This window comes from Streptomyces sp. NPDC107500 (assembly GCF_055582785.1).
The window spans coordinates 668051-688348 of sequence record NZ_JBVJPF010000002.1 but is presented as its reverse complement, the minus strand read 5'-3'; the positions used below and the strand labels follow the sequence as shown (position 1 = coordinate 688348).

Here is a 20298-nt window from a genome sequence, read left to right as displayed (position 1 = left end):
GCGGGGGACCGCTTAGCGTCGGCGCATCCCCCGAGTGATGAGCGACGAGACGAGGTAGGGCATGCCGGTCATCCAGGTCACCGCACCCAGCGCGGGCCCCGATCGGGACACGGCACGGCTGACCGCCCTGTGCCGGGCCGTCGCGGCGGAGCTGGGTCTGCCGGACTCCGGTGTGGTGGCCGTACTGGCCCCGGCGGCCGTCACGGTCACCGGAGAGGCGCCCGTCGCCGCCTGGCCGCTCGCCGTCGTGCACGGCTCGGAGCGCCCGGCCGCGGCCACGGACGCCGCGCTGCGGGCGCTGGGCCGGACCCTGGCCGGGGAGTGGGACGTGCCGCACGACGGGGTGTGGACGGAGTGGAGCGCCGGACGGCTCGCGCCGGTCGCCGGGGCCGCACGCGGCTGAGGCGGCGGTGGGCCGGGGGCCGCCCGGCCCCGCGGGTCAGACCCGGACCACGTCCACACCGGCGGCGGCCAGTGCGGCCACCTCCGCCTCGGGCGCCGAGCCGTCGGTGATCACCCGGTGCAGGCGGGCGGACGACGCCACCCGCACCGGCCCGGAACGCCCGAACTTGGAACCGTCCACCAGGACGGTCACCCGCTGCACCTTCGACAGCAGCCAGCGGTCCGTCTCGGCCTCGTCCACGTGCGCGCCGCTGATCCCGGCCGCGTTGATGCCGTACGCGCCGACGTACGCCTCGTCGATGTGCAGTTCCTCCAGCGCCTGCCGGGTCAGGTGCCCCAGCAGTGACATCTCGCGGTGCCGCAGGTAGCCGCCGAGCACGACCGTCGTGACCGTCTCGTGGTGCGCGAGTTCGCCCGCGAGGTGGAGCGAGTTGGTCACCACCGTCAACTCCGGTATCCCGCCGAGCAACGGGGCGAGCGCCGCCGTCGTGGTGCCGCCGGTGATCAGGACGGTGGCGCCGGGCTGGAGGTAGCGGACGGCCGCCTCGGCGAGTTGCCGCTTCTCCCACGAGGCCACGTCGGTACGGGCGGGCCGGTCGGGCTCCTCGCTCGACTGCTGGGCGACGGCGCCGCCGTGGGTGCGGTTGAGCAGCCCCTGGTCCTGGAGGTGGGAGAGGTCGCGCCGGATGGTGGACGGGCTGACACCCAGCCGCTCGGCCAGCAGGCCCACCTGTGCCACGCCGGCCTCGCCCACCATCTCCAGCAGCCTGTTGCGGCGTTCGGCGCCCAGCATGCGTTCCCTCGTCCCTCGTTCCCAGGCCGTGGCGTGTACGGCGTTGTCGTGCAGGAAACCTTACGCGGACGGACGCGTCGGCCAGGGGCGTACCCGTCCGAGGACCGCGTCGCCGGGCGGGGCGGCGTCCAGGAGGCGCAGCGCGGCCTCGGAGATCTCCTCGGCCGTGTGCCACCGCGAGCCCTCCGGCCGGGTCCGCCAGCCCAGGACGAGCAGCCGGCAGCCGGGGGTGGGCCGCGCGTCCGAGGGAAGGAACGCGGGGTCCCACGGGCCGGCGTCGTCCACCTCGCCCTCCGGTGCCGCGTGGGCGCTGGTCAGCAGCAGGACCACGGGGCGTCCCGCCGGGACGGCCCCGGTCAGGGTGCGCACGGTGGCCGGGGTGGCGAGGGGGCAGTAGAGCAGGGCGCCGGTGAACGGCCTCTCCCGCGCGGCCCGCGACAGCGCCTCGCGCAGTCCGGGCGCCTCGAAGTCGCGGGCCAGCGGCCGTGCGGCGCCGCCCGTGCCGCGCTCCAGGTCCCGCAGGGCGGCGGCGTTCCTGGCCAGCGCCGTGACGGTGGCGCCCCGCGCGGTCGCGGTACGGACCGCGGGGAGCAGCGCGCCCGTCGCTCCCACGACCAGCAGGTGCGGGGTGGCGCGGGGGGCTTCGGTGCCGTCGTCGCGGTCGTCGTTGCTGGTGCCGTTGCCGTTGGAGTCCATGAGCGCTCAGTCTTGGCCGTACCTCCTGTCGATGCAAGCCATCCTGCGCATTTTTGCTTGTCTGTGCTCATTGACGCGCGTTCCGGGGTGTGCGACGGTGCCGACGTGGTGCGGGCGGTCAGCCGGCCAGGCGCCCCCGCCACCAGATCCCCACGGCCGGCCGCGACGAGGACGCCCCATGGCAGCTGCCCCTTCCCCCTCCCTCACCAGCGCACCCCCGCCCCCGTCGCGCGGTGGCGTCGGCCTCGCCCAGGGCCGCTACGGCGAGCGCGGCAACCTGGAGCTCGTGCTCTGCGACGAGGACGACGGCCTGTGGGTGCTGTGGCACAACACCGACCCCGAGGGCACCGGGACGCCCGAGGGAGCGCCGCCCCCCGGCGAGTGGAGCGGCGGCCTGCACTTCGCCGCCGGGCGGCGCTACGACGACATACGCGTCCTTCAGAGCCGCAACGGTCCCGATCACCTGGAGGTCCTGGCCCGCTCCGGCGACGCGGCGCACCGCCTGCGCTGGAGCCCTGAGGCCGCGTTCACGGCCGAGGAGCCGCCCCCGGCCCGCCCCTTCCCGGCGCTCGCGCTCGCCGAGACCGCCGACGGCGCGCTGTGGACCTTCCTGTCCCCGGACCCCGGCACCGTGCCGGGCCGCCTGTACCGGGCCGACCCGGCGGGCTACCCGGACCTGCTCTGGGCCCCCGTCGCGCCACCCGGGCCCACCGGCCCGGACGGACGGGCCCCGCACGCGGTGACCCTGGTGGCCGCCCCGGACGCCACCCGCCCCGCCGTCCTGACCCTCTCCCGCGCGAGCAGCCACTGGACGGGCGCCGACGGCGTCGTGTCCACCCTGCCGGGCGCCCAGCACGCCGCCGCGGTGCACGGCACCGACGGCCCGCTGGTGTTCCTGTCGGACGGCGGCGCGGACCTCGTCGCCGTACGCCCCGGCACGGACCGCCGCCGGAGCCTCACCCTCCCCGGCACCGGCCCCGTCACCGCACTGGCGGCCACCCCGGTCCGGCACGACCCCCGGCGCACCGACCTGGTCGTCCGCCGGGGCGACACCCTCTGGCACCTGACCGACCGGGGCCCGGGAACGGAACCGGCCGCCCGCTCCCTGCTCAGCACGGTCCTTCGCGAGGACGGCGGTACGCGGCCGGTGCACCGGCGCTGAACGTCCCCGGCGCGGGGAAAGGCGACAGCCCGGGCGGGTGCCCGGGCTGTCGTGGTGCCGTGCGGCCGGTCAGACGGTGACCGCGCCGTCCGAGGCGGAGCCCACCGTGGCGACGTACTTGCTGAAGACGCCGCGTTCCGCGAGGCGCTCCGGGCGGGTCCAGGCGGCGCGGCGGCGTTCGAGTTCTCCGTCGTCGACGAGCAGGTCGAGGGTCTCGGCGGCCGAGTCGACGGCCACGGTGTCGCCGTCCCGTACCAGGGCGATGGGTCCGCCCCGGTACGCCTCGGGGGCGACGTGGCCGATGACCAGGCCGTGCGAGACGCCGCTGAACCGGCCGTCCGTGACGAGCGCGACCGAGTCGCCGAGACCCTGGCCCACCAGCGCGCCGGTGATGGACAGCATCTCCCGCATGCCCGGGCCCCCGGCCGGTCCCTCGTACCGGACGACGACCACGTCGCCGGCGCGCACGTGCCCGCCCTGGATGGCCTCGAAGCACTCCTCCTCCGAGTCGAAGACCCGCGCCGGGCCCTCGCGCCGGAAGTCGGCCCGGCCGCCCAGCTTGAGCACGCAGCCGTCGGGCGCGAGCGAACCGTGCAGCACGGCGAGCGCGCCCGGCCCCTTCACCGGCTCGGCGACGCTCGCCACCACGTCCTGGCCCGGCGCCTCCCGGGCGTCGGCGGCCACGTCGGCGAAGGAGCGGCCGTCGACGAGGGTCACGTTCTCGCGCAGCAGCCCCGCGTCCCGCAGCCGGGACGCCACCAGCGAGGTGCCGCCGGCCCGCCACAGGTCGACCGCGGTGTGCGGCCCCGAGGGCTTGAGGCCGGTGACGATGGGGACCTGGCGGCAGATCGCGCCGATCTCGTCGATCGCCAGGTCGAGACCCGCCTCGCGGGCCACCGCCAGCAGGTGGAGCACCGCGTTGGTGGACCCGCCCATCGAGGCGACCGACACGATGGCGTTGTACAGGGCGTCCCGCGTCAGGATGTGCGACGGGCGCACGTCCCGGGCGAAGACGTCCAGGGCGACCTCGCCCACGCGCTCGGCGGCGGCCTGCTTCTCGGCGGCGACCGCGGGGATGTCACCGACGCCGAAGGGTGCCAGGCCCATGAAGTCGGCCACCGCGCCCATGGTGTTGGCGGTGTACTGGGCCGCACAGGTACCCGCCCCGGGGCAGGCGTTGCGGGCCAGGTCGTCCACGTCCTCCTGGCCGAGCCGGCCGACCGCGCGCTCGCCCAGGGCCTCCCACATGTCCTGGATCGTCACGTCGCGGTCGCGCCAGCGGCCCGGCATCATGCTGCCGCTGTAGAGGAGCACGGCGGGGATGTCCAGGCGGGCCATCGCCATCATCGCCGCGGGCACCGTCTTGTCGCAGCCGACGATGCAGACCAGGGCGTCGAAGGCGTGCGCGCGGCCCATCAGCTCGATGGAGTCCGCGATGACCTCCCGGCTGACCAGCGACGCCCGCATGCCCGGCGTGCCCATGGTGAGGTTGTCGGACACGGCGACGGTGTTGAACTCCATCGGCGTGCCGCCCGCCCTGCGCACACCGGTGGCCACGTGCCGGGCGAGGTCGCGGTGGGTGAGGTTGCAGGGCATCGTGCCCGTCCACGTGGACGCGATGCCCACCGTGGGCCTGCGCATGTCGTCGTCGGTCAGGCCCATGGCGTACAGGTGCGAGCGGGCCGGCGCGCGGTCGGGGTCGTCGGCGATGTTCATCGCGGTCCTCCTGCTGGTGGCGGGACGGTGGGAAGAGGGAAGAGGTGGCCTCAGCCGGTGAGGCGCACCGTGTTGCGGAGCCGGCCGACGTTCTCCACCTCGACCTCCACGACGTCGCCGTCCCCGAGCCACAGCTGCGGGGTGCGGCCCATGCCGACGCCGTGCGGCGTGCCGGTGGCGATGACGTCGCCCGGGTGGAGCGTCATGTAGCGGGAGAGGTACGCGACGGTCTCGGCGACCCCGAAGATCATCTCCTTGGTGGAGCTGTCCTGGACGGTGGCGCCGTTGACCTTGGCGGAGATCGCCAGCGCCTGCGGGTCGGGGATGTCGTCGGCGCTGACCAGCCACGGCCCGAGCGGGCAGAAGTCGTCGAAGTTCTTGCCCCGGAACCACTGCCCGTCCGAGAACTGGGCGTCACGCGCCGACACGTCGTTCGCCACGGTGTAGCCGAAGACGTGCTCCATGGCCCGCTCGGCGGTCACGTCGCGGGCGGTCCGCCCGATGACGACGGCCAGCTCGGCCTCCCAGTCCAGCTGCTCGCTCGCCCCGCGGGGCACGCGCACGTCCGCCGTCGGGCCGGTGAGGCAGTGGGCGGTCTTCACGAAGGCGAGGGGGACCTTCGGGGTCTCCAGTCCGGTCTCGCGGATGTGGTCGGCGTAGTTGAGGCCGATGCAGACGATCTTCTGCGGGGCGGCGAGCGGGCTCAGCACCTCGACGTCGGCGAGCGGCACGCCCGGCACGTCCGCGCGGAGCACGTCGTGCGCGGTGCCGTCGGCGATCAGGTCGCGGACGGCGTCGGCCATGAAGCGGTCGTCCTCCGCGACGACCGGGTGGACGGTGTCGCCCTCGACGCGGGCGGCGAACACCCGGCCCTGGTGGCGGATACGGCTGATCTTCACTTGGTCTCCAAGGGGATACGGGGGACCCGTGGGCGCGGGTCGGTCAGGCGAAGCGGGGCAGGAAGGCCCGCTGGGCGTCGAGCAGCGCGTCGGTGAGGGCGACGGCCGCGTCCGGGTCGGTGACCGCGCCGTCGGCGATCATCGCCTCGACGACCAGGCCGCGGTCGCCCTTCATCGCGGCCTCCGTCGCCAGCTCGACCGAGGTCAGACGGCGGGCCAGGATCGAGGTGAGCGGCGCCGAGAGGTCGGGGACCGACACGGGGCGCAGCCCGCGCGCGGTGGCGACCGCCGGGACCTCCAGCGCCGCCTCGTCGGGCAGCCCCGGCACCGAGCCGCGGTTGGGCACGTTGACGGAGAACATCTCGCGCCGGTCGAAGGTGATCGACCGGATGATCGCGATGAGCTGCTCCTGCTCACCGGTGGAGTTCTCGAACGAGGCGGCGTCCAGCGGGGCGTCGTCCTCGGCCTGGGCGCGCATGCCCTGGTAGCGGTCCTCGCCCCACTGGAGGATCTCCGGGACGGAGAACGCGTCGACGCCCAGCTTCTTGCCGTAGTAGTCGCCCCCGGCCCAGCGCTCGGGGAAGAACTCCAGCACGTGCCGGTCGTTGGCGGCCGGGTAGGCGCCGTAGCGGCGGAAGATCTCCCAGGAGAACGGGTTGTGCCACGCCTTGCCGTTCTCCCAGATGGCGCCGATGTCCGCCGGGTCCGCGGGTTCGGCCAGCTCCCGCTCCATCCGCGCCCGCACCCCGGGCCAGGCGTCCTTGCCGTTGTGCCGGAAGTCGTAGATGAACGTGAGGTGGTTGATGCCCGCGTACAGCGTCGAGGTCTCCTCGAAGGGCAGCCCCGCGAACGCGGCCAGCTCCCGCTGCACGTGGTGCATGCCGTGGCACAGGCCCACCGGCCGCGCGCCGGCGTACCGGGTCATGGCCTGGACGTTGGCCGTCATCGGGTTGCTGTAGTTGAAGAAGAAGGCGTCCGGCGCGAGGTCGGCGATGTCGCGGGCGACGTCCACCATCACCGGTACGGTGCGCAGCAGACGCGAGATGCCGCCGGGCATCACCGAGTCGCCGACCGGCTGGTAGACGCCGTGCTCCTGGCAGATCTCGTGGTCCCGCTGCCACGCGGGGCGTCCGCCCACGCCGACACAGGTCACCACGTAGTCCGCGCCCGGCAGTTCGGTGCGCCGGTCGGCCGAGGCGCGGACGGTGATCCGGTTCCCGGCCTCCCGCGCCTCGACCATGCGCCGGGCGAGCCGCGCGGCGACGGCCAGCGCCTCCTCGTTGACGTCGACCAGGCGGATCTCCCAGGACCCGAGGTCGTCCGCGGTGATCAGGTCGGCGAGCAGTCCGCGGGTGAACACGGCGCTGCCCGCGCCGATCAGGACGAGCACGCGGGTGTCGGACATCAGGGGTTCCTTTCGGCGGGACCGCCCGGAGGTGGGGCGGCGCGAGTGCGTCTTGGCGGCGCTACGGCGCCGGGGGGCCTTGCGGTGACCGGAGTACGGCGCGGGCCGTGTCGTCCAGCGGGGTGCCGGCCAGCGACGCGGCGTGGAGGGCGGCGCCGACCACGGGTGCGTACAGGGGCGGGCGCAGGTCGAAGCGGGCGTCCAGGCGGGTCAGTTCGGCGCGGAAGGCATCGGCCACCGGCCGGGCCCCGAAGACCCCGCCCGAGTACGACACGGGGACCGGCTCGGTCGTGGGGAAGCCGAGCCGTTCCCGGGCCGCGTCCGCCAGCAGCGCCAGCTCCCGCCCGGCGCGGGCGAGGATCGCCCCGGCGACGGGGTCGCCCAGCTCGGCGGCCTCGGTGACCCGGCGGCTGAGGGCGGCGACGCCGTCCCGGCCGAGCCCGCCGTACAGCACCCGGCCCACGACGTCGAGGTCCGAGCCGAGGCCCAGCGCGCGGCGCAGTACGTCGGCCAGCGGGCCGGGGGCGAGCCGGCCGTCGCTCATGCGGGTGAAGGCGTTCAGTCCCCGCACGGCGATCCAGTGGGCCGAGCCCTCGTCGCCGAACAGCTCGCCCCAGCCCCCGGTACGCGCGGTCCGCCCCGCCCGTTCGCCGTAGGCCATCGACCCGGTGCCGCTGATCACGTTGATCCCAGAGGCCAGGCCGAGCGAACCGGCCCAGGCGCAGACCATGTCGTTGCCGACGCCGTACCGGTCGTGGCCCAGCAGGCGGGCGGGGAGGGCGTCGAGGGCCGCCGTCAGCGCGGGCGACTCCCCGTGGGCGGGCAGCCCGAAGAAGGCGTGGGTCACGTCCGCGGCGGCGACGCCCGACTCGGCGCACACCCGGGCCACGCCCTCGGCGAGCACCGGGTAGGTGCCGAACGATCCGTCGCCGCCGGCCTCGTCGGAGGGAGAGGTGCCGGGACCCGTAGCCCTGGCACGGACCGTGCCCGAGGCGTCCACGAGGCAGAAGGCGGTCTTGGTGCCCCCGCCGTCCACACCGAGGAACACGGCGTCGGGCGCGGGGTGACGGGCGTCCCGCACGGGCTTCACGGAGGCCATGCGGCTCTCCTCTCCGGTTCGGGCGAACGCGCTCAGCGTCCGGGCAGCGGATACACGGTGACGCCCTGCACGACGCGGTTGACCTCGCCGTCGGGGAAGGGGTTGTCGGGCCGGATGCCGCGGCCCAGGGAGGCGTTCAGCGCCACCCGCTGCGCGCACACCACGGCGGGCAGCGCGAGCGCCGCGTCGTCGGCGTCCGCCATCCCCGGCAGCAGCCAGGTGCCGTCGTCCAAGGTGAGGCCCTCGGCGCGGCCCGCCACGGCGACCACGCGCCCCGGCGGCAGGGCGGCCCGCATCTCCGCGAGGATGTCCAGGTCGTACCGGCGGGTGTACGGGTCGTTGGAGACGTAGACGACGACCGAGGTGCGGTCGGTGAGGAAGGCCTTGGGCCCGTGCCGGAACCCGAGCGAGGAGTCCGCCCAGGACACCACCGCGCCACCGGTCAGCTCCAGGAGCTTGAGCGCGGACTCCCCGGCGAGCGCCTTGAGCGCGCCGCTGCCCAGGTACACCACCCGGTCCGGGGCGTCGGCGGTGAAGGCGTCGACACGGGCGCCGAGCGCGTCGCCGACGACGGCCCGCGCCGCCTGGGCGAGCGGGTCCACGCCGCCCTCGGGGTGCCGCCCGAGGACCAGGAGGACGGCCAGGAGCATGCAGCTCAGGCTGGAGGTCATGGCGAAGCCGCGGTCCTCGGCCTCCGGGGGCATCAGCAGCACGTGCGAGTCGGACCGCTCCTGGTGCAGCCGGGCGAGGTCGCCCTCGGCGTTGCAGGTCACGATCAGGTGGGCGCAGGTGCCGAGCAGGGTGGTGGCGATTGCCGTCGCCGCGGTGCTCTCCGGGCTGTTGCCGGACCGCGCGAAGGAGACCAGCAGGGTGGGCAGGTCCTCCCCGAGGCAGCCGTGCGGGTCGGCGACGATGTCGGTCGTCGCGATCGCGTCCACCCGCCGCCCGGTGTGCGCGGCCAACGCCGCGCGCAGGATCTCCCCGGCGTAGGCGGAGGTGCCGGCGCCGGTCAGCACGATGCGCAGCCGGGGGTCGGCGAGCAGCGGGGCGAGGAAGGCGTCCAGCCGCGGCCGGTCGTCCGCGACGATCCGGTCGACCCGCTGCCACAGCTCGGGCTGCTGGGCGATCTCCCGGTGGGTGTGCTCCGCACCGGCCGGGGCGGCGGGGGCGGGGCTGAGGGGGGCGGTCACGCGGACTCCTTGATCAGGGGGGTGCAGGCCCGGTCGTAGTCGCGCAGGACGTCACGGACCCGGTCGATGGTCAGTTCGCGCGGGGTGGGCGCGAGTTCGCCCGCGCGGACCCGCCGGTACTGCTCGGGCAGGTGGGCGGAGAGGAGGGGCAGCGGGATGCCGGCGGCGTCGAGGTTGCCGAAGAGCGTGGACTGGGCCGCCGTGATCTCGGAATCCGCCCAGTAGTACCGGATCCGGTCGCTGTAGCTGTAGCGGCGGGCGAGGTAGCGCTCGCGCGTGTCGCCCTCGTAGTACCCCTGCCACCAGCCGGGCCGCTCCAGCATGCGGCGTTCGACGACGGCCGCCAGCCGGGACGCCCGGTCCGGGCCGACCAGCTCGTCCTCGATGGCCGCCAGCGCGAACAGCGCCTCGCGCAGGGCGAAGGTCAGGCCGGGGCCGACCTTGAGGACGGCCCAGTGGTCGGCCACCAGTTCGCCGAGCGCGGCGGCCGACTGGTAGTCGGTCGAGTGGGCCTCGAAGACCATGTGCGGCTGGCCGTCGAGGACCCGGCGCAGCCGGTCCGTCGCGGCCCGCCGGTAGCCGAACACCCGGTGGTGGTCGAACTCCACCCCCGGCTGGACGACGAGCGCGAGCACCCGGGGCCAGACACCGGACAGACCCGCCTCGGCGAAGGCGGCGCGATGCCGCTCCAGCGTCGCCCCGGCGGCCGGCGCGGCGGTGGGCGGGACCTCGTGCAGCGACTCGTGCGCACCGCCGGGGACCGGCACCTCGGTGCCGATCACGTACCGGAGCCCGGCGGCCCTCGGTCCCGCCGTGCGCTCGGCCACGCGGATCAGCCGCACCGCGCGCCGGGCGACCAGGTCGTCGGTGAGCGGTACCGGATCACCGGCGCAGGAGAAGCTGCAGTCCAGGTGGATCTTGGTGAACCCCGCCTCGACGTAGGCGGCGACCAGCACCTCCGCCTTGCGCATGGCCTCCTCCGGGGGCAGGGCACGCCAGCGGTTGGGGCCGAGGTGGTCACCGCCCAGCACGATCCGGTCGGCCGGCAGGCCGTGCTCCGCGGCGATCCGGTGGACCAGGTCGCGGAAGCCGGCCGGGCGCATGCCGGTGTAACCACCGTCCTGGTCCACCTGGTTGGAGGTCGCCTCGACGAGCAGGGTGCGCCCGGTGGCCAGCGCCTGGCGGACCGCGGCCTCGATGACCAGGGGGTGGGCCGAGCAGACCGACGCGATCCCCACCGGGATCCCGGACTTCTGGTCTCGTACCAGTTGGTCCCACGGGCTCGGCATGGTGTCTCCGGTTCTGGTGCAGGTGTGTACGGGGAAGTGGCAGGTGGTACGGGGTGTGCCGGGACGTCGGGCGGGAGGCCCCGGTCTGCCGCGACCATACTGGTATTAATACTGGCCGTCAATGAAAGACATCTGGTATTGTACTGGTATGCCTACTGAGTCGCCGCTCCCGCGCGGCCTTCTCGACGCCGACGCGCTGCCGCTGTACGCGCAGGTCGCCGCGCGCCTGATGGACGACATCACCGCCGGGGGCGCCCGGGCCGGCGACCGGCTCCCCTCGGAACGCGTGCTGGCCGAGCGGTACGCCGTCTCGCGCGTCACCATGCGCTCGGCGCTCGCGGACCTCGCCGGCCGGGGCGTGATCGAGTCGTCCCCGGCCCGGGGCTGGTTCCTCACGAGCACCGGCACGAGCACCGGCACGAGCACCGGCACGGGCGCGGGTACGGGTGCGACCGCGGGCGGGGGTGCCGGAGGCGGGGGTGCCGGAGGCGGGACGGCGGAGGCCGGGGACACTCCGGCCGCCGCGCCCGGCGGCCGCTCCGTGCAGGGCTTCGCCGACCACGCGCTGCGCCACGGACTCGCCGCCCGCACCCGGGTGCTGGCCTCCGCGGTGCGCCCGGCCAGGGTCCAGGAGGCCGAGGAACTGCGCATCGCCCCGGGCGCGCCCCTGTTCGAGATGCGGCGCCTGCGCTACCTCGACGACCTGGTGGTGGTCGTCGAGCACAACAGGCTGCCCCTCGCGCTGTGCCCACGGCTCGCCGACACCGACTTCGGCACGGCCTCGCTGTACGCCACCCTGCGCGCGGCCACCCCGGGGCAGTTCCCCCGGGTCGCCGACTACTCGGTCGAGGCCCGCCAGCCCACTCCGGAGGAACGGGAGCTGCTGGAGATCACGGACGTCACACCGGTACTGGTCGCCACCCAGCTGGCGTACAACCAGGACGCCCGCCCGCTGGAACTGACGGTCGCCATCTACCGCGGCGACCGCTACCGCTTCCGGGCCTCGATCACCGACTGAGACCGCCGGTCCGGGCGGCGCGGCACCTTTGCCGACGCCCTGGCCGGGTACGTGGACCGCCACCGGCACCCGGCACCGAAGGAGGCGGCACATGACCCTGGAGCACCCTGCCGAACGCGGCGGCAGCAGACGCGGCCCCTTCGAGCGGTTCGCCGAGCGGGCGTCCAACTTCACCAGCAGCCCGGCGTTCTTCGGGGTCTGCCTGCTGCTGGTCGGCATCGTCATAGGCGTGCACATCGCCAAGGCGCCGCTCACCTGGATGCTGCTCGCCGGTGAGTCCATGACGGCGGTCACCCTTCTGCTGCTGGCGCTGCTGAAGAACAGTGAGCGCAGGGCCGAGCACGCCGTGCAGCGCAAGCTCGACGCCATAGCCGCCGCCCTGCTGGAGTCCCAGCAGGGCGAACCCGGCCCGGCCCAGCGCTCCCTGCGCACGGCCATCGGCATCGAGGAGCAGACCTGAGCGGGACGGGTGGGCGTGCCCGAAGCGGGTGTGCCGACGGGATGCATTGACCTGCGGCGGACGAGCGTTCCTTCGGTGCAGGCCGCGTAGCCCTGGTGACCGGAAGGGAAAGAGTTCCGCATGACGCCGAAGCAGCCCAGGACCGAACTCGACGCCCGCTACAGCTCTGCCCTCAACCCGCGCCCGGGCGCGGAGAACGTCACCGCCACGGACTGGGCCGAGGCCCAGCGCCGGCTGCGGGACTCCGAGGTCTTCTGGATCACCACGATCCGGCCGGACGGCCGCCTGCACGTCACCCCGCTGATCGCCGCCTGGCACGACGGGGCACTGCACTTCAGCACCGGGGCGGGGGAGCAGAAGGCGAAGAACCTGGCCGCCAATCCCCACTGCGCACTGACCACGGGGCACAACTCACTCTCCGAAGGCCTCGACATCGTGGTCGAGGGCACGGCGGAGCGGGTCACGGATCCGGCCCGGCAGGACGAGGTCCTGGCCGCGTTCGAGGCACAGTACGGGGACCACATCACCTCGCCGGAGGGGGTGTTCCACGGCTTCGGCGACAGCATCCGCGAGGGCGCCGACCTGCTGTTCGCGGTGGCACCCGGCACGGCGTACGGCTTCGGGCACGACGGCCAGGTGTTCAGCCACACCCGCTACACCTTCCAGCGGGCCCGCGCCGTGGAGCCGCAGCATCGGGGTACTCGGCCCGCATGACGGAGAATGCGCAGGTCAACGCCTCGTACTGGCTTCAGACGGCGCCGGGTGGGGTGCCGCGCCCCGCCCTCGCGGAGGACCTGGAAGCCGATGTCGTCGTGATCGGCGCCGGAGTCGCCGGGCTCAGCGCGGCCTGGGAGCTGGGGCGGGCCGGGCGCCGGGTCGCGGTGCTGGAGGCCGGGCGGGTCGCCGCCGGCGTCACCGGGCACACCAGCGCGAAGCTGACCGCCCTGCACACGCTGATCTACGACCGGCTGCGCCGTACCCGCGGCCCGGAGGGCGCACGCCTGTACGCCCGCTCGCAGTCCGAGGCCGTCGAGCGGGCCGCCCACGTCGTGGCGGACCTGGGCATCGACTGCGACTGGGAGACCCGGGACGCGTACACGTACGTCCGTGACCCGGGCCGGGTGGACGAGCTGCGGGCCGAGGCGGACGCGGCGCGGGAGGCGGGGCTGCCCGCGTCGTTCGTGACGGAGACGGGGCTGCCGTTCCCGGTCGCGGGCGCGGTCCGGGTGACCGGGCAGGCCCAGTTCCATCCCCGCAAGTACCTGCTGGCCCTCGCCGAGGACCTGGAGGCGCACGGCGGCCTGATCTTCGAGGGCACCCCCGTCCACGGTCTGGACGAGGGCACGCCGTGCCGCGTGTCGACCGGCACCGGGTTCACCGTCACCGCCCGGGACGTCGTGGTCGCCACGCACTACCCGGTCTTCGACCGGGCGCTGCTCTTCGCCCGCCTCTCCCCGCGCCGCGAGCTGGTCGTCGCCGGGAGCGTCGAGGCGGACAGCGACGTCGACGGCATGTTCATCACGCCGGAGGACAACACCCGCTCGGTCCGTACGGCACCGCTGGACGGCGCGGACGCCGACCCGGGGCGCCGGCTGCTCGTCGTCACCGGCGAGCACTTCACGCCCGGCACGGGCGACACCCGGGAGCGCTTCGCGCGCCTGTCCGCGTGGGCGCGCGAGCACTTTCCCGGCGTCGACCTCACCCACGCCTGGGCCACCCAGGACATCGACCCCTCCGACACCGTGCCGATGGTGGGCCCCCTGCACCCGGGGGCACGGCACACGTACGTCGCCACCGGCTTCGGCGGCTGGGGGCTGAGCGGCGGCATGATGGCGGGCCGGCTGCTCACCGCGTCGATCACCGGCGAGGAGTGCGCGTGGGCGGGACTGTACGACCCGCGCCGGCTGCGTACGGCGGTGCGCGAGGCGCCCGCGCTGCTCAGGGCGCAGGCCGAGGTGGCCGGTCACTTCGTCGGCGACCGGCTGCGGCCCGTACCGCCGGTGGACGCGCTGCCGCCGGGCGAGGGCGCGGTGGTCAGGGCGGGCGGCGACCGGCTGGCGGTCTACCGGGACGAGGCGGGCGCGCTGCACGCCCTTTCGGCACGCTGCACGCACCTCGGCTGTCTGGTGGCCTTCAACGCGGCCGAACGCGCCTGGGAGTGCCCCTGCCACGGTTCCCGCTTCGACACGGACGGCAAGGTGATCGAGGGCCCGGCGACCAAGCCCCTGAAACGACGCGACATCTGACCCGACGCCGTCGCGAGGGCAGGGTCACACCGGTGGCCCGGCCCACAGGCAGTGGCAGTCGTCCCGGCTCACCGCCCCCAGAGGCGAGAACCCGCGGCGGTGCGCTCATGGACGCCCTCTACCGTCAGGAGGTCCGTCCCGCCCGCCAGTCGTGCGGCTGGGGCCCCGTCCCCGAGCGCAGGAGCCACCCGCATGAACCCTGCATCCGTCCTGCCCGCCATGCCCGGCGCCGCTCCCGTCCCCGGTCTGGCATCCGCGTGGCGGTGGTCGCCGAACCCGATGTTCACCTTCACCGCCGCACTTTCCACCGACGGTCGGCACAACTTGCAGGTCAACGTACGTGGCCGCTACGACGAGGTGCTCGTCACGGCGCTGCTCGCCCACGCTCGCGCCCATGACGACACCTTCGTGGGGAAGGGACGGCCCCTGGTGGCCGTCGGGGGCTTCCACCACGACGGGAGGCGGTTCGACACCGTAGGGGTGGCCGTCCCCGAAGTGCACGGCTACCACGCCACCGAGAACCCGGAGCTGTCCGCCCTCACCTACGCCGTCTTTCCCGCCTACGCCAGTGAGATCTCCGGCGGGGAGAACGAGGAGGAGGCCTGGGGCAGGTTCCGCAAGATGCTCCAGCCGAACAAGCTCGACCGTACCGAGGTGCCGTTCGTCAAGATGCGCTACGACAACACCCGTACCCAGAGCATGAGCAAGGGCGACGCCCGCGGCTTCGCGCCCGTGGACACGCTCGTGCGGGAACTGGAGCTGCTCGACGGTGCTCCCGGCAGCTTCGTCGAGTGGGAGAACCGGCACGGCGCCGTCCGGCGTGTGAACAGCACCGACGACGGACTCGAACTGATGCATGACAGGGGGCGGGAACCCGTGAACCCCGGCCGACTGGAGGCCGTGGCCCGCACCAGCGTTCAGTGACGCACCGTCCATTCGACCCGGCGTTCCTCCGGCGCGAAGCGCAGTAAATCGCTGGTGGGCCTCGCGGGACGCCGCTAGAGTTCTGTTCGTTCCGGTGGCTGCTCTGCCGCCGCTGCTCGCTGTACGTGACCCGGGAGGTGTTGACCGATGGCTGTCGTTGCGAAGGGCGCTGCCCGCATCCAGGAATCCGTCAAGTCCACCTCCGTGGCCGCCGGCTGACACCACTTCCCGCAGTTCTCCCGGCCGGGGCCGCCCCTCGAAGGGTCACCCCTTGTCTTCCCACGCTTCCACCCCGTCCACCTCCCCCTCCTCCGCCCTGACCCCCTACGGCTGGGACGAGGACTGGGCCGACGCCTTCTCCCCGTACGCCGCCGAAGGGCTCCTGCCCGGCCGCGTCGTACGGGTCGACCGGGGCCAGTGCGACGTCGTCACCGCCGACGGCACCGTGCGGGCCGACACCGCGTTCGTCACCCCGCACGACCCCCTGCGGGTCGTCTGCACCGGCGACTGGGTCGCCCTCGAACCGGACGGCAACCCGCGCTACGTACGCACATGTCTGCCGCGTCGTACCGCCTTCGTGCGCTCCACCTCCTCCAAGCGGTCCGAGGGGCAGATCCTCGCCGCCAACGTCGATCACGCGATCGTCGCCGTGTCGCTCGCGGCCGAGCTGGACCTCGCCCGGATCGAGCGGTTCCTCGCGCTCGCCTGGGAGTCCGGGGCGCAGCCCGTGGTCGTCCTCACCAAGGCCGACCTCGTGCCCGACCCGGTGACCCTGGCCCATCTCGTCCAGGACGTGGAGACCAGCGCGCCCGGCGTGCCGGTGCTCACCGTCAGCGCCGAGCAGGGCGAGGGGCTCGACGTGCTGGGCGCCGTCGTCGGCGGCGGCACGGCGGTGCTGCTCGGACAGTCCGGCGCCGGCAAGTCCACGCTCGCCAACGCCCTGCTCGGCGAGGACGTCATGGACGTCCAGCGGATCCGGGACGTCGACGGCAAGGGACGGCACACCACGACCACCCGCAACCTGCTCGCCCTGCCCGGCGGCGGCGTGCTGATCGACACCCCGGGGCTGCGCGGCGTCGGCCTGTGGGACGCGAGCAGCGGCGTCGGGCAGGTGTTCGCCGAGATCGAGGAGCTGGCCCGGGACTGCCGGTTCCACGACTGCGCCCACGAGCGCGAGCCGGGCTGCGCCGTCCTCGGCGCCCTCGACTCCGGCGAGCTGCCCGAACGGCGGCTGGAGAGCTACCGCAAGCTGATGCGGGAGAACCAGCGCATCATCGCCAAGACCGACGCCCGGGTGCGGGCGGAGATGCGCAAGGAGTGGAAGCGCCGGGGCGCCATGGGCCGGGCGGCGATGGAGGCCAAGCGGGGCGGCGGCCCCCGGTAGCCGCCCGCTCCGGCCACGCTCGGACGTCATGTCCGATGCCATGTCCGATTTCCGCCAGCCCGGTCCGCCGGACTGGCGGAGACTGGACAGCGTGACCGGGACAGCACAGCGCACAGCGCACGAGGACAGCAGGTACGAGGCCGTACGCAGCCGGGACGCCCGGTTCGACGGCGCGTTCTTCTTCGCCGTGCGCACGACCGGCATCTACTGCCGGCCCAGCTGCCCGGCGGTCACGCCGAACCGGCGCAACGTGCGGTTCTTCGCGACGGCGGCCGCCGCGCAGGGCTCGGGGTTCCGGGCCTGCCGGCGGTGCCGCCCCGACGCCGTACCGGGCTCGGCGGACTGGAACGTCCGCGCCGACGTCGTCGGCCGCGCCATGCGGCTGATCGGGGACGGCGTCGTCGACCGCGAGGGCGTCGCCGGACTCGCCGTCCGCCTCGGCTACAGCGCCCGCCAGGTGCAGCGGCAGCTCACCGCCGAGCTGGGCGCCGGGCCCGTCGCCCTCGCCCGGGCCCAGCGGGCGCACACCGCGCGCGTCCTGCTCCAGACCACCGGACTGCCGGTCACCGAGATCGCCTTCGCCTCCGGGTTCGCCAGCGTGCGGCAGTTCAACGACACCATCCGGGCCGTGTACGCGGCCACCCCGAGCGACGTCCGCGCCGCCGCCCCGGCGGCCGACCGGGCGGCCTCCCGCACCGCCACCCCGTCCGCCGGCGTCCCGCTGCGCCTCGCCCACCGCGGCCCCTACCAGGCCGGACCCGTCTTCGACCTGCTCCAGCGGGAGGCCGTCGCCGGCGTGGAGGAGGTGAGCGGCCCGCCCGGCCGGCGCCGCTACCGGCGCACCCTGCGGCTGCCGTACGGCACCGGCATCGTCGCCGTCGAGGAGCGCACGCGCGTCCAGGGCAACGGCGGCGGCTGGCTCGACGCCCGCCTCCACCTCACCGACCTGCGCGACCTGACCACCTCCGTGCAGCGCCTGCGGCGGCTCTTCGACCTGGACGCCGACCCGTACGCCGTGGACGAACGCCTCGGCGCCGACCCCCGCCTCGCCCCCCTGGTCGCCGCCCGCCCCGGGCTGCGCTCACCCGGCACCGCCGACCCCGACGAACTCGCCGTCCGGGCCCTGGCCGGGCGCGCGGCCGCCGAGCGGCTGGTCCAGCGGTACGGCAAGGTCCTCGACGCGCCCTGCGGCACCCTCACCCACCTCTTCCCCGAACCGGCGGTCCTCGCCGCCGCCGAGCCGGACGGCCCCGTGGGCGCGCTCGCCGCCGCCCTCGCCGACGGCACCGTACGACTGGACCCGGGCGCCGACCGGGACGACGCCGAACGCGCCCTGCTCGCCGTGCCCGGCCTGGACGCCCGGACGGCCGCCGTCGTCCGCACCCGCGCCCTCGGCGACCCCGACACCGCCCCGCCCGACCCGACCGTGCCCGACAGCTGGCGCCCCTGGCGCTCGTACGCCGTGAACCACCTGCGCGCCGCAGGAGACTGGGAGCAGGACCGATGACCACGACCACCACCGGCACGTCCGTGACGTACTGGACCGAGACCGACAGCCCCGTCGGAACGCTGCTCCTCACCGCGGCCCCGGACGGCGCGCTCACCTCGCTGTCCGTGCCCGGGCAGAAGGGCGGCCGGAGCGTCCAGGACGACTGGCGGCACGACACCGGGCCCTTCCGGGCGGCCGAGGAGCAGCTCGCCGCCTACTTCGCCGGTGAGCCGACGGGCTTCCGGCTGCCGCTGCGCGCCGAGGGCACCGCCTTCCGGGAACGGGTGTGGGCCGCCCTCGACGACGTCCCCTACGGGGCGACCACCACCTACGGCGAGATCGCGGCGCGCATCGGTGCCTCCCGGCCCGCGGTCCGCGCCGTCGGCGGCGCGATCGGTGCCAACCCGCTGCTCATCCTGCGCCCCTGCCACCGGGTGATCGGCGCCGACGGTTCCCTGACCGGATACGCGGGCGGCCTGGACCGCAAGACCCGGCTGCTCACCCTGGAGGGAGCCCTGAGGGAGCGGTCCGGCCGGTCCTAGCCGGCCAGTACCGCCCCCACCCACGCCCCGGTGATCAGCAGGCAGGCGAACAGCTCCGCCAGCACGTCGGCGCCGCCCGAGCGCATCGCCGTCCGCAGCGCGGCCTTCGCCTCGCCGTGCCGGCCGAGCCGCAGCCGCTCGGCGAGGTAGATGCCGCCCATGAAGCCGGGGATCGCGCCGAGCACCGGAATCAGGACGAAGCCGATGACCGCGCCCGCGCCGCCGTACGCGGTGAGCCGGCGCATCGCCTCGTCCCGGCGGCGCCTGCGGGTCGGCAGCGCCCAGCGCACCGCCTGGGCCAGCAGCAGGACGACGGTGGCACCGACGAGCACGGCCCACGCCAGCGCTTGCGGATCCTTCAGCGCCCACCACAGGACCCCGGCCCACACCAGCCACGACCCGGGCAAGCCGGGAATCAGGACGCCGCACAGCCCGAGCAGAATGACCAGGCCGGTCAGCAGGAGGTCCCACGCTCCCATCTGTCCAGGGTGCAGGAGTCCGGCCCGGTCCGCAGATGTCGGCGCGGGGGCGAGGCCGGGCGCGGTCGGGGGTCAGCCCTCCCTGGCGACCCAGCCCCTCTCGTACGCGTGCCAGCCCAGCTGGAGCCGGGTCGTGACCCCGGTCAGTTCCATCAGGCGCTTCACCCGGCGCTGTACGGTCCGCAGGCCCAGGTCGAGCTGCTTGGCGACGCTGGCGTCGGTCAGCCCGGCCAGCAGCAGGGAGAGGATCTCCAGATCGGTGCCGTCGGGGGCTTCCGGGCCGTGCTCGGTCACACCGGAGGCGCCCAGGCGCAGCGGCAGCGCCTCCCGCCACACCGCCTCGAACAGGCCCGACAGCAGCTCCAGAAGCCCGCTGGCGTGCACCACCAGCGCGGCGGGCTCCGAGGAACGCGCGGTCAGCGGCACCAGGGCGAGCGCCCGGTCGGCGACCACCAGCTTGGTCGGCACCCGGTCCACCACCCTCACCTGCTCGTCCCGGCCCAGCGCGGCGCTCAGCTCGGTGATGCCGGTCGGCTGGTCCAGCACCGACCGCTCGACCACCACCCGGTAGCGGACACCGCGGCCGGTGGCCTGCTCCTCCGCGTCGTTCTCCATGCCGGTGACGGCGACCGGGTTGCCGGTGACCAGCGCGCACACCTCCTCGGTCGCGCCCAGCTGGAGCTGGAGGAAACGCTGGGCGACCGCCGAGCCGCCGGTCACCACCTCCACCAGGTCGTGCACCGCGGGCTCGGCCGCCGCCGCCCGGTACTCCTCCGCCAGCAGCGCCGCCGCCAGCTCCGCCTTCTCCAGTTCGTGCCGCTGCTGGGTGAGCAGCGCGCCCAGCGCCACGCCCGGCGGCGCGGCGACCCAGCGGCCGGGACGGCCCGAGGACTGGGCGGCCAGACCGTTCTGCTCCAGCCTGCGCAGCGCGCGCTCGGTGTCCCGCTCACCCAGCGCCAGCCGCCTGGCCAGGTCGGGCACGTCGGCGGCGCCCAGGGACACCAGCGCCCGGTACGCCGACTCGTGCGTGTCCTCCAGCCCCAGCACTCCCAGCATCAGCCGTCGTCCCTCCCCGAGAAACCAGCGTCCGTGGCGGAAAACGGCC

General features: G+C 74.7%; 20 protein-coding genes. 10 read left to right on the top strand and 10 right to left on the bottom strand.

The annotated features are described in order from the left end of the window. Window positions 1-61: 61 nt before the first annotated feature. Window positions 62-403 carry a hypothetical protein gene (locus ACZ67M_RS09120; protein WP_469850225.1) on the top strand — a complete coding sequence of 114 codons (342 nt, stop codon included), beginning with the start codon at window positions 62-64 and terminating at the stop codon, window positions 401-403. 36 nt (window positions 404-439) lie between these two features. Here the strand turns inward: ACZ67M_RS09120 and ACZ67M_RS09115 are convergent, their stop codons facing one another. Together ACZ67M_RS09115 and ACZ67M_RS09110 are read right to left on the bottom strand one after the other, a co-directional pair. Beyond that, window positions 440-1195: a DeoR/GlpR family DNA-binding transcription regulator gene (locus ACZ67M_RS09115; RefSeq protein WP_122618212.1), complete on the bottom strand. Its 756-nt coding sequence runs from the start codon at window positions 1193-1195 to the stop codon at window positions 440-442. A gap of 60 nt (window positions 1196-1255) precedes the next feature. Then, on the bottom strand, window positions 1256-1891 hold the full coding sequence (locus ACZ67M_RS09110; RefSeq protein ID WP_469850224.1) for a Rossmann-fold NAD(P)-binding domain-containing protein: 636 nt from the start codon (window positions 1889-1891) through the stop codon (window positions 1256-1258). 178 nt (window positions 1892-2069) lie between these two features. Here ACZ67M_RS09110 and ACZ67M_RS09105 point away from each other — a divergent pair, with 178 nt between their 5' ends. After that, entirely contained in the window at window positions 2070-3053 is a 984-nt protein-coding gene (locus ACZ67M_RS09105) for a hypothetical protein (protein ID WP_469850222.1), read from the top strand. Between the two features lie 69 nt (window positions 3054-3122). On the opposite strand, the gene ilvD is transcribed toward ACZ67M_RS09105, so the two are convergent. The 6 genes from ilvD to ACZ67M_RS09075 form a co-directional block, all read right to left on the bottom strand. Further along, window positions 3123-4769 carry a dihydroxy-acid dehydratase gene (ilvD, locus tag ACZ67M_RS09100; protein WP_355825015.1) on the bottom strand — a complete coding sequence of 549 codons (1647 nt, stop codon included), beginning with the start codon at window positions 4767-4769 and terminating at the stop codon, window positions 3123-3125. Window positions 4770-4819: 50 nt separating this feature from the next. Then, on the bottom strand, window positions 4820-5668 hold the full coding sequence (locus tag ACZ67M_RS09095; protein WP_392012100.1) for a fumarylacetoacetate hydrolase family protein: 849 nt from the start codon (window positions 5666-5668) through the stop codon (window positions 4820-4822). 43 nt (window positions 5669-5711) lie between these two features. Then, window positions 5712-7073 (bottom strand): family 4 glycosyl hydrolase, encoded by a 1362-nt coding sequence (locus ACZ67M_RS09090; protein ID WP_365642494.1) that lies wholly within the window; start codon window positions 7071-7073, stop codon window positions 5712-5714. A gap of 61 nt (window positions 7074-7134) precedes the next feature. Next, a complete protein-coding gene (locus tag ACZ67M_RS09085) occupies window positions 7135-8172 on the bottom strand; it encodes an N-acetylglucosamine kinase (RefSeq protein ID WP_392101047.1) in 1038 nt (345 codons plus the stop codon). A gap of 32 nt (window positions 8173-8204) precedes the next feature. Continuing rightward, window positions 8205-9362 (bottom strand): SIS domain-containing protein, encoded by a 1158-nt coding sequence (locus tag ACZ67M_RS09080; RefSeq protein ID WP_469850219.1) that lies wholly within the window; start codon window positions 9360-9362, stop codon window positions 8205-8207. After that, window positions 9359-10651, bottom strand: coding sequence for a D-tagatose-bisphosphate aldolase, class II, non-catalytic subunit (locus ACZ67M_RS09075; RefSeq protein ID WP_469850218.1), 1293 nt, complete (start codon window positions 10649-10651; stop codon window positions 9359-9361). The genes ACZ67M_RS09080 and ACZ67M_RS09075 overlap by 4 nt, the downstream gene beginning before the upstream one ends. A gap of 148 nt (window positions 10652-10799) precedes the next feature. Between ACZ67M_RS09075 and ACZ67M_RS09070 the strand changes: the two genes are divergently transcribed. From ACZ67M_RS09070 to ACZ67M_RS09035, 8 genes are all read left to right on the top strand, one after another. Beyond that, a complete protein-coding gene (locus tag ACZ67M_RS09070; protein ID WP_469850217.1) occupies window positions 10800-11669 on the top strand; it encodes a GntR family transcriptional regulator in 870 nt (289 codons plus the stop codon). Between the two features lie 91 nt (window positions 11670-11760). After that, window positions 11761-12129 (top strand): low affinity iron permease family protein, encoded by a 369-nt coding sequence (locus ACZ67M_RS09065; protein ID WP_307015808.1) that lies wholly within the window; start codon window positions 11761-11763, stop codon window positions 12127-12129. Window positions 12130-12249: 120 nt separating this feature from the next. After that, window positions 12250-12843, top strand: coding sequence for a pyridoxamine 5'-phosphate oxidase family protein (locus tag ACZ67M_RS09060; RefSeq protein WP_469850215.1), 594 nt, complete (start codon window positions 12250-12252; stop codon window positions 12841-12843). After that, a complete protein-coding gene (locus ACZ67M_RS09055; protein ID WP_469850214.1) occupies window positions 12840-14375 on the top strand; it encodes an FAD-dependent oxidoreductase in 1536 nt (511 codons plus the stop codon). Before ACZ67M_RS09060 ends, ACZ67M_RS09055 begins: the two co-directional genes overlap by 4 nt. Window positions 14376-14567: 192 nt before the next feature. After that, window positions 14568-15299, top strand: coding sequence for a hypothetical protein (locus ACZ67M_RS09050; RefSeq protein ID WP_392101039.1), 732 nt, complete (start codon window positions 14568-14570; stop codon window positions 15297-15299). A gap of 271 nt (window positions 15300-15570) precedes the next feature. Then, window positions 15571-16683: a ribosome small subunit-dependent GTPase A gene (rsgA, locus tag ACZ67M_RS09045; RefSeq protein ID WP_122618201.1), complete on the top strand. Its 1113-nt coding sequence runs from the start codon at window positions 15571-15573 to the stop codon at window positions 16681-16683. Between the two features lie 40 nt (window positions 16684-16723). Then, complete coding sequence (locus ACZ67M_RS09040) at window positions 16724-18190, top strand: DNA-3-methyladenine glycosylase 2 family protein (protein ID WP_469850699.1); 1467 nt, start codon at window positions 16724-16726, stop codon at window positions 18188-18190. After that, entirely contained in the window at window positions 18187-18714 is a 528-nt protein-coding gene (locus tag ACZ67M_RS09035; protein WP_469850212.1) for a methylated-DNA--[protein]-cysteine S-methyltransferase, read from the top strand. The genes ACZ67M_RS09040 and ACZ67M_RS09035 overlap by 4 nt, the downstream gene beginning before the upstream one ends. Here the strand turns inward: ACZ67M_RS09035 and ACZ67M_RS09030 are convergent. After that, on the bottom strand, window positions 18711-19193 hold the full coding sequence (locus ACZ67M_RS09030) for a DUF456 domain-containing protein (protein ID WP_361363808.1): 483 nt from the start codon (window positions 19191-19193) through the stop codon (window positions 18711-18713). The two genes, ACZ67M_RS09035 and ACZ67M_RS09030, sit on opposite strands and share 4 nt — an antisense overlap. Window positions 19194-19265: 72 nt before the next feature. Next, complete coding sequence (locus tag ACZ67M_RS09025) at window positions 19266-20249, bottom strand: helix-turn-helix domain-containing protein (protein ID WP_361363805.1); 984 nt, start codon at window positions 20247-20249, stop codon at window positions 19266-19268. Window positions 20250-20298 lie beyond the last annotated feature (49 nt).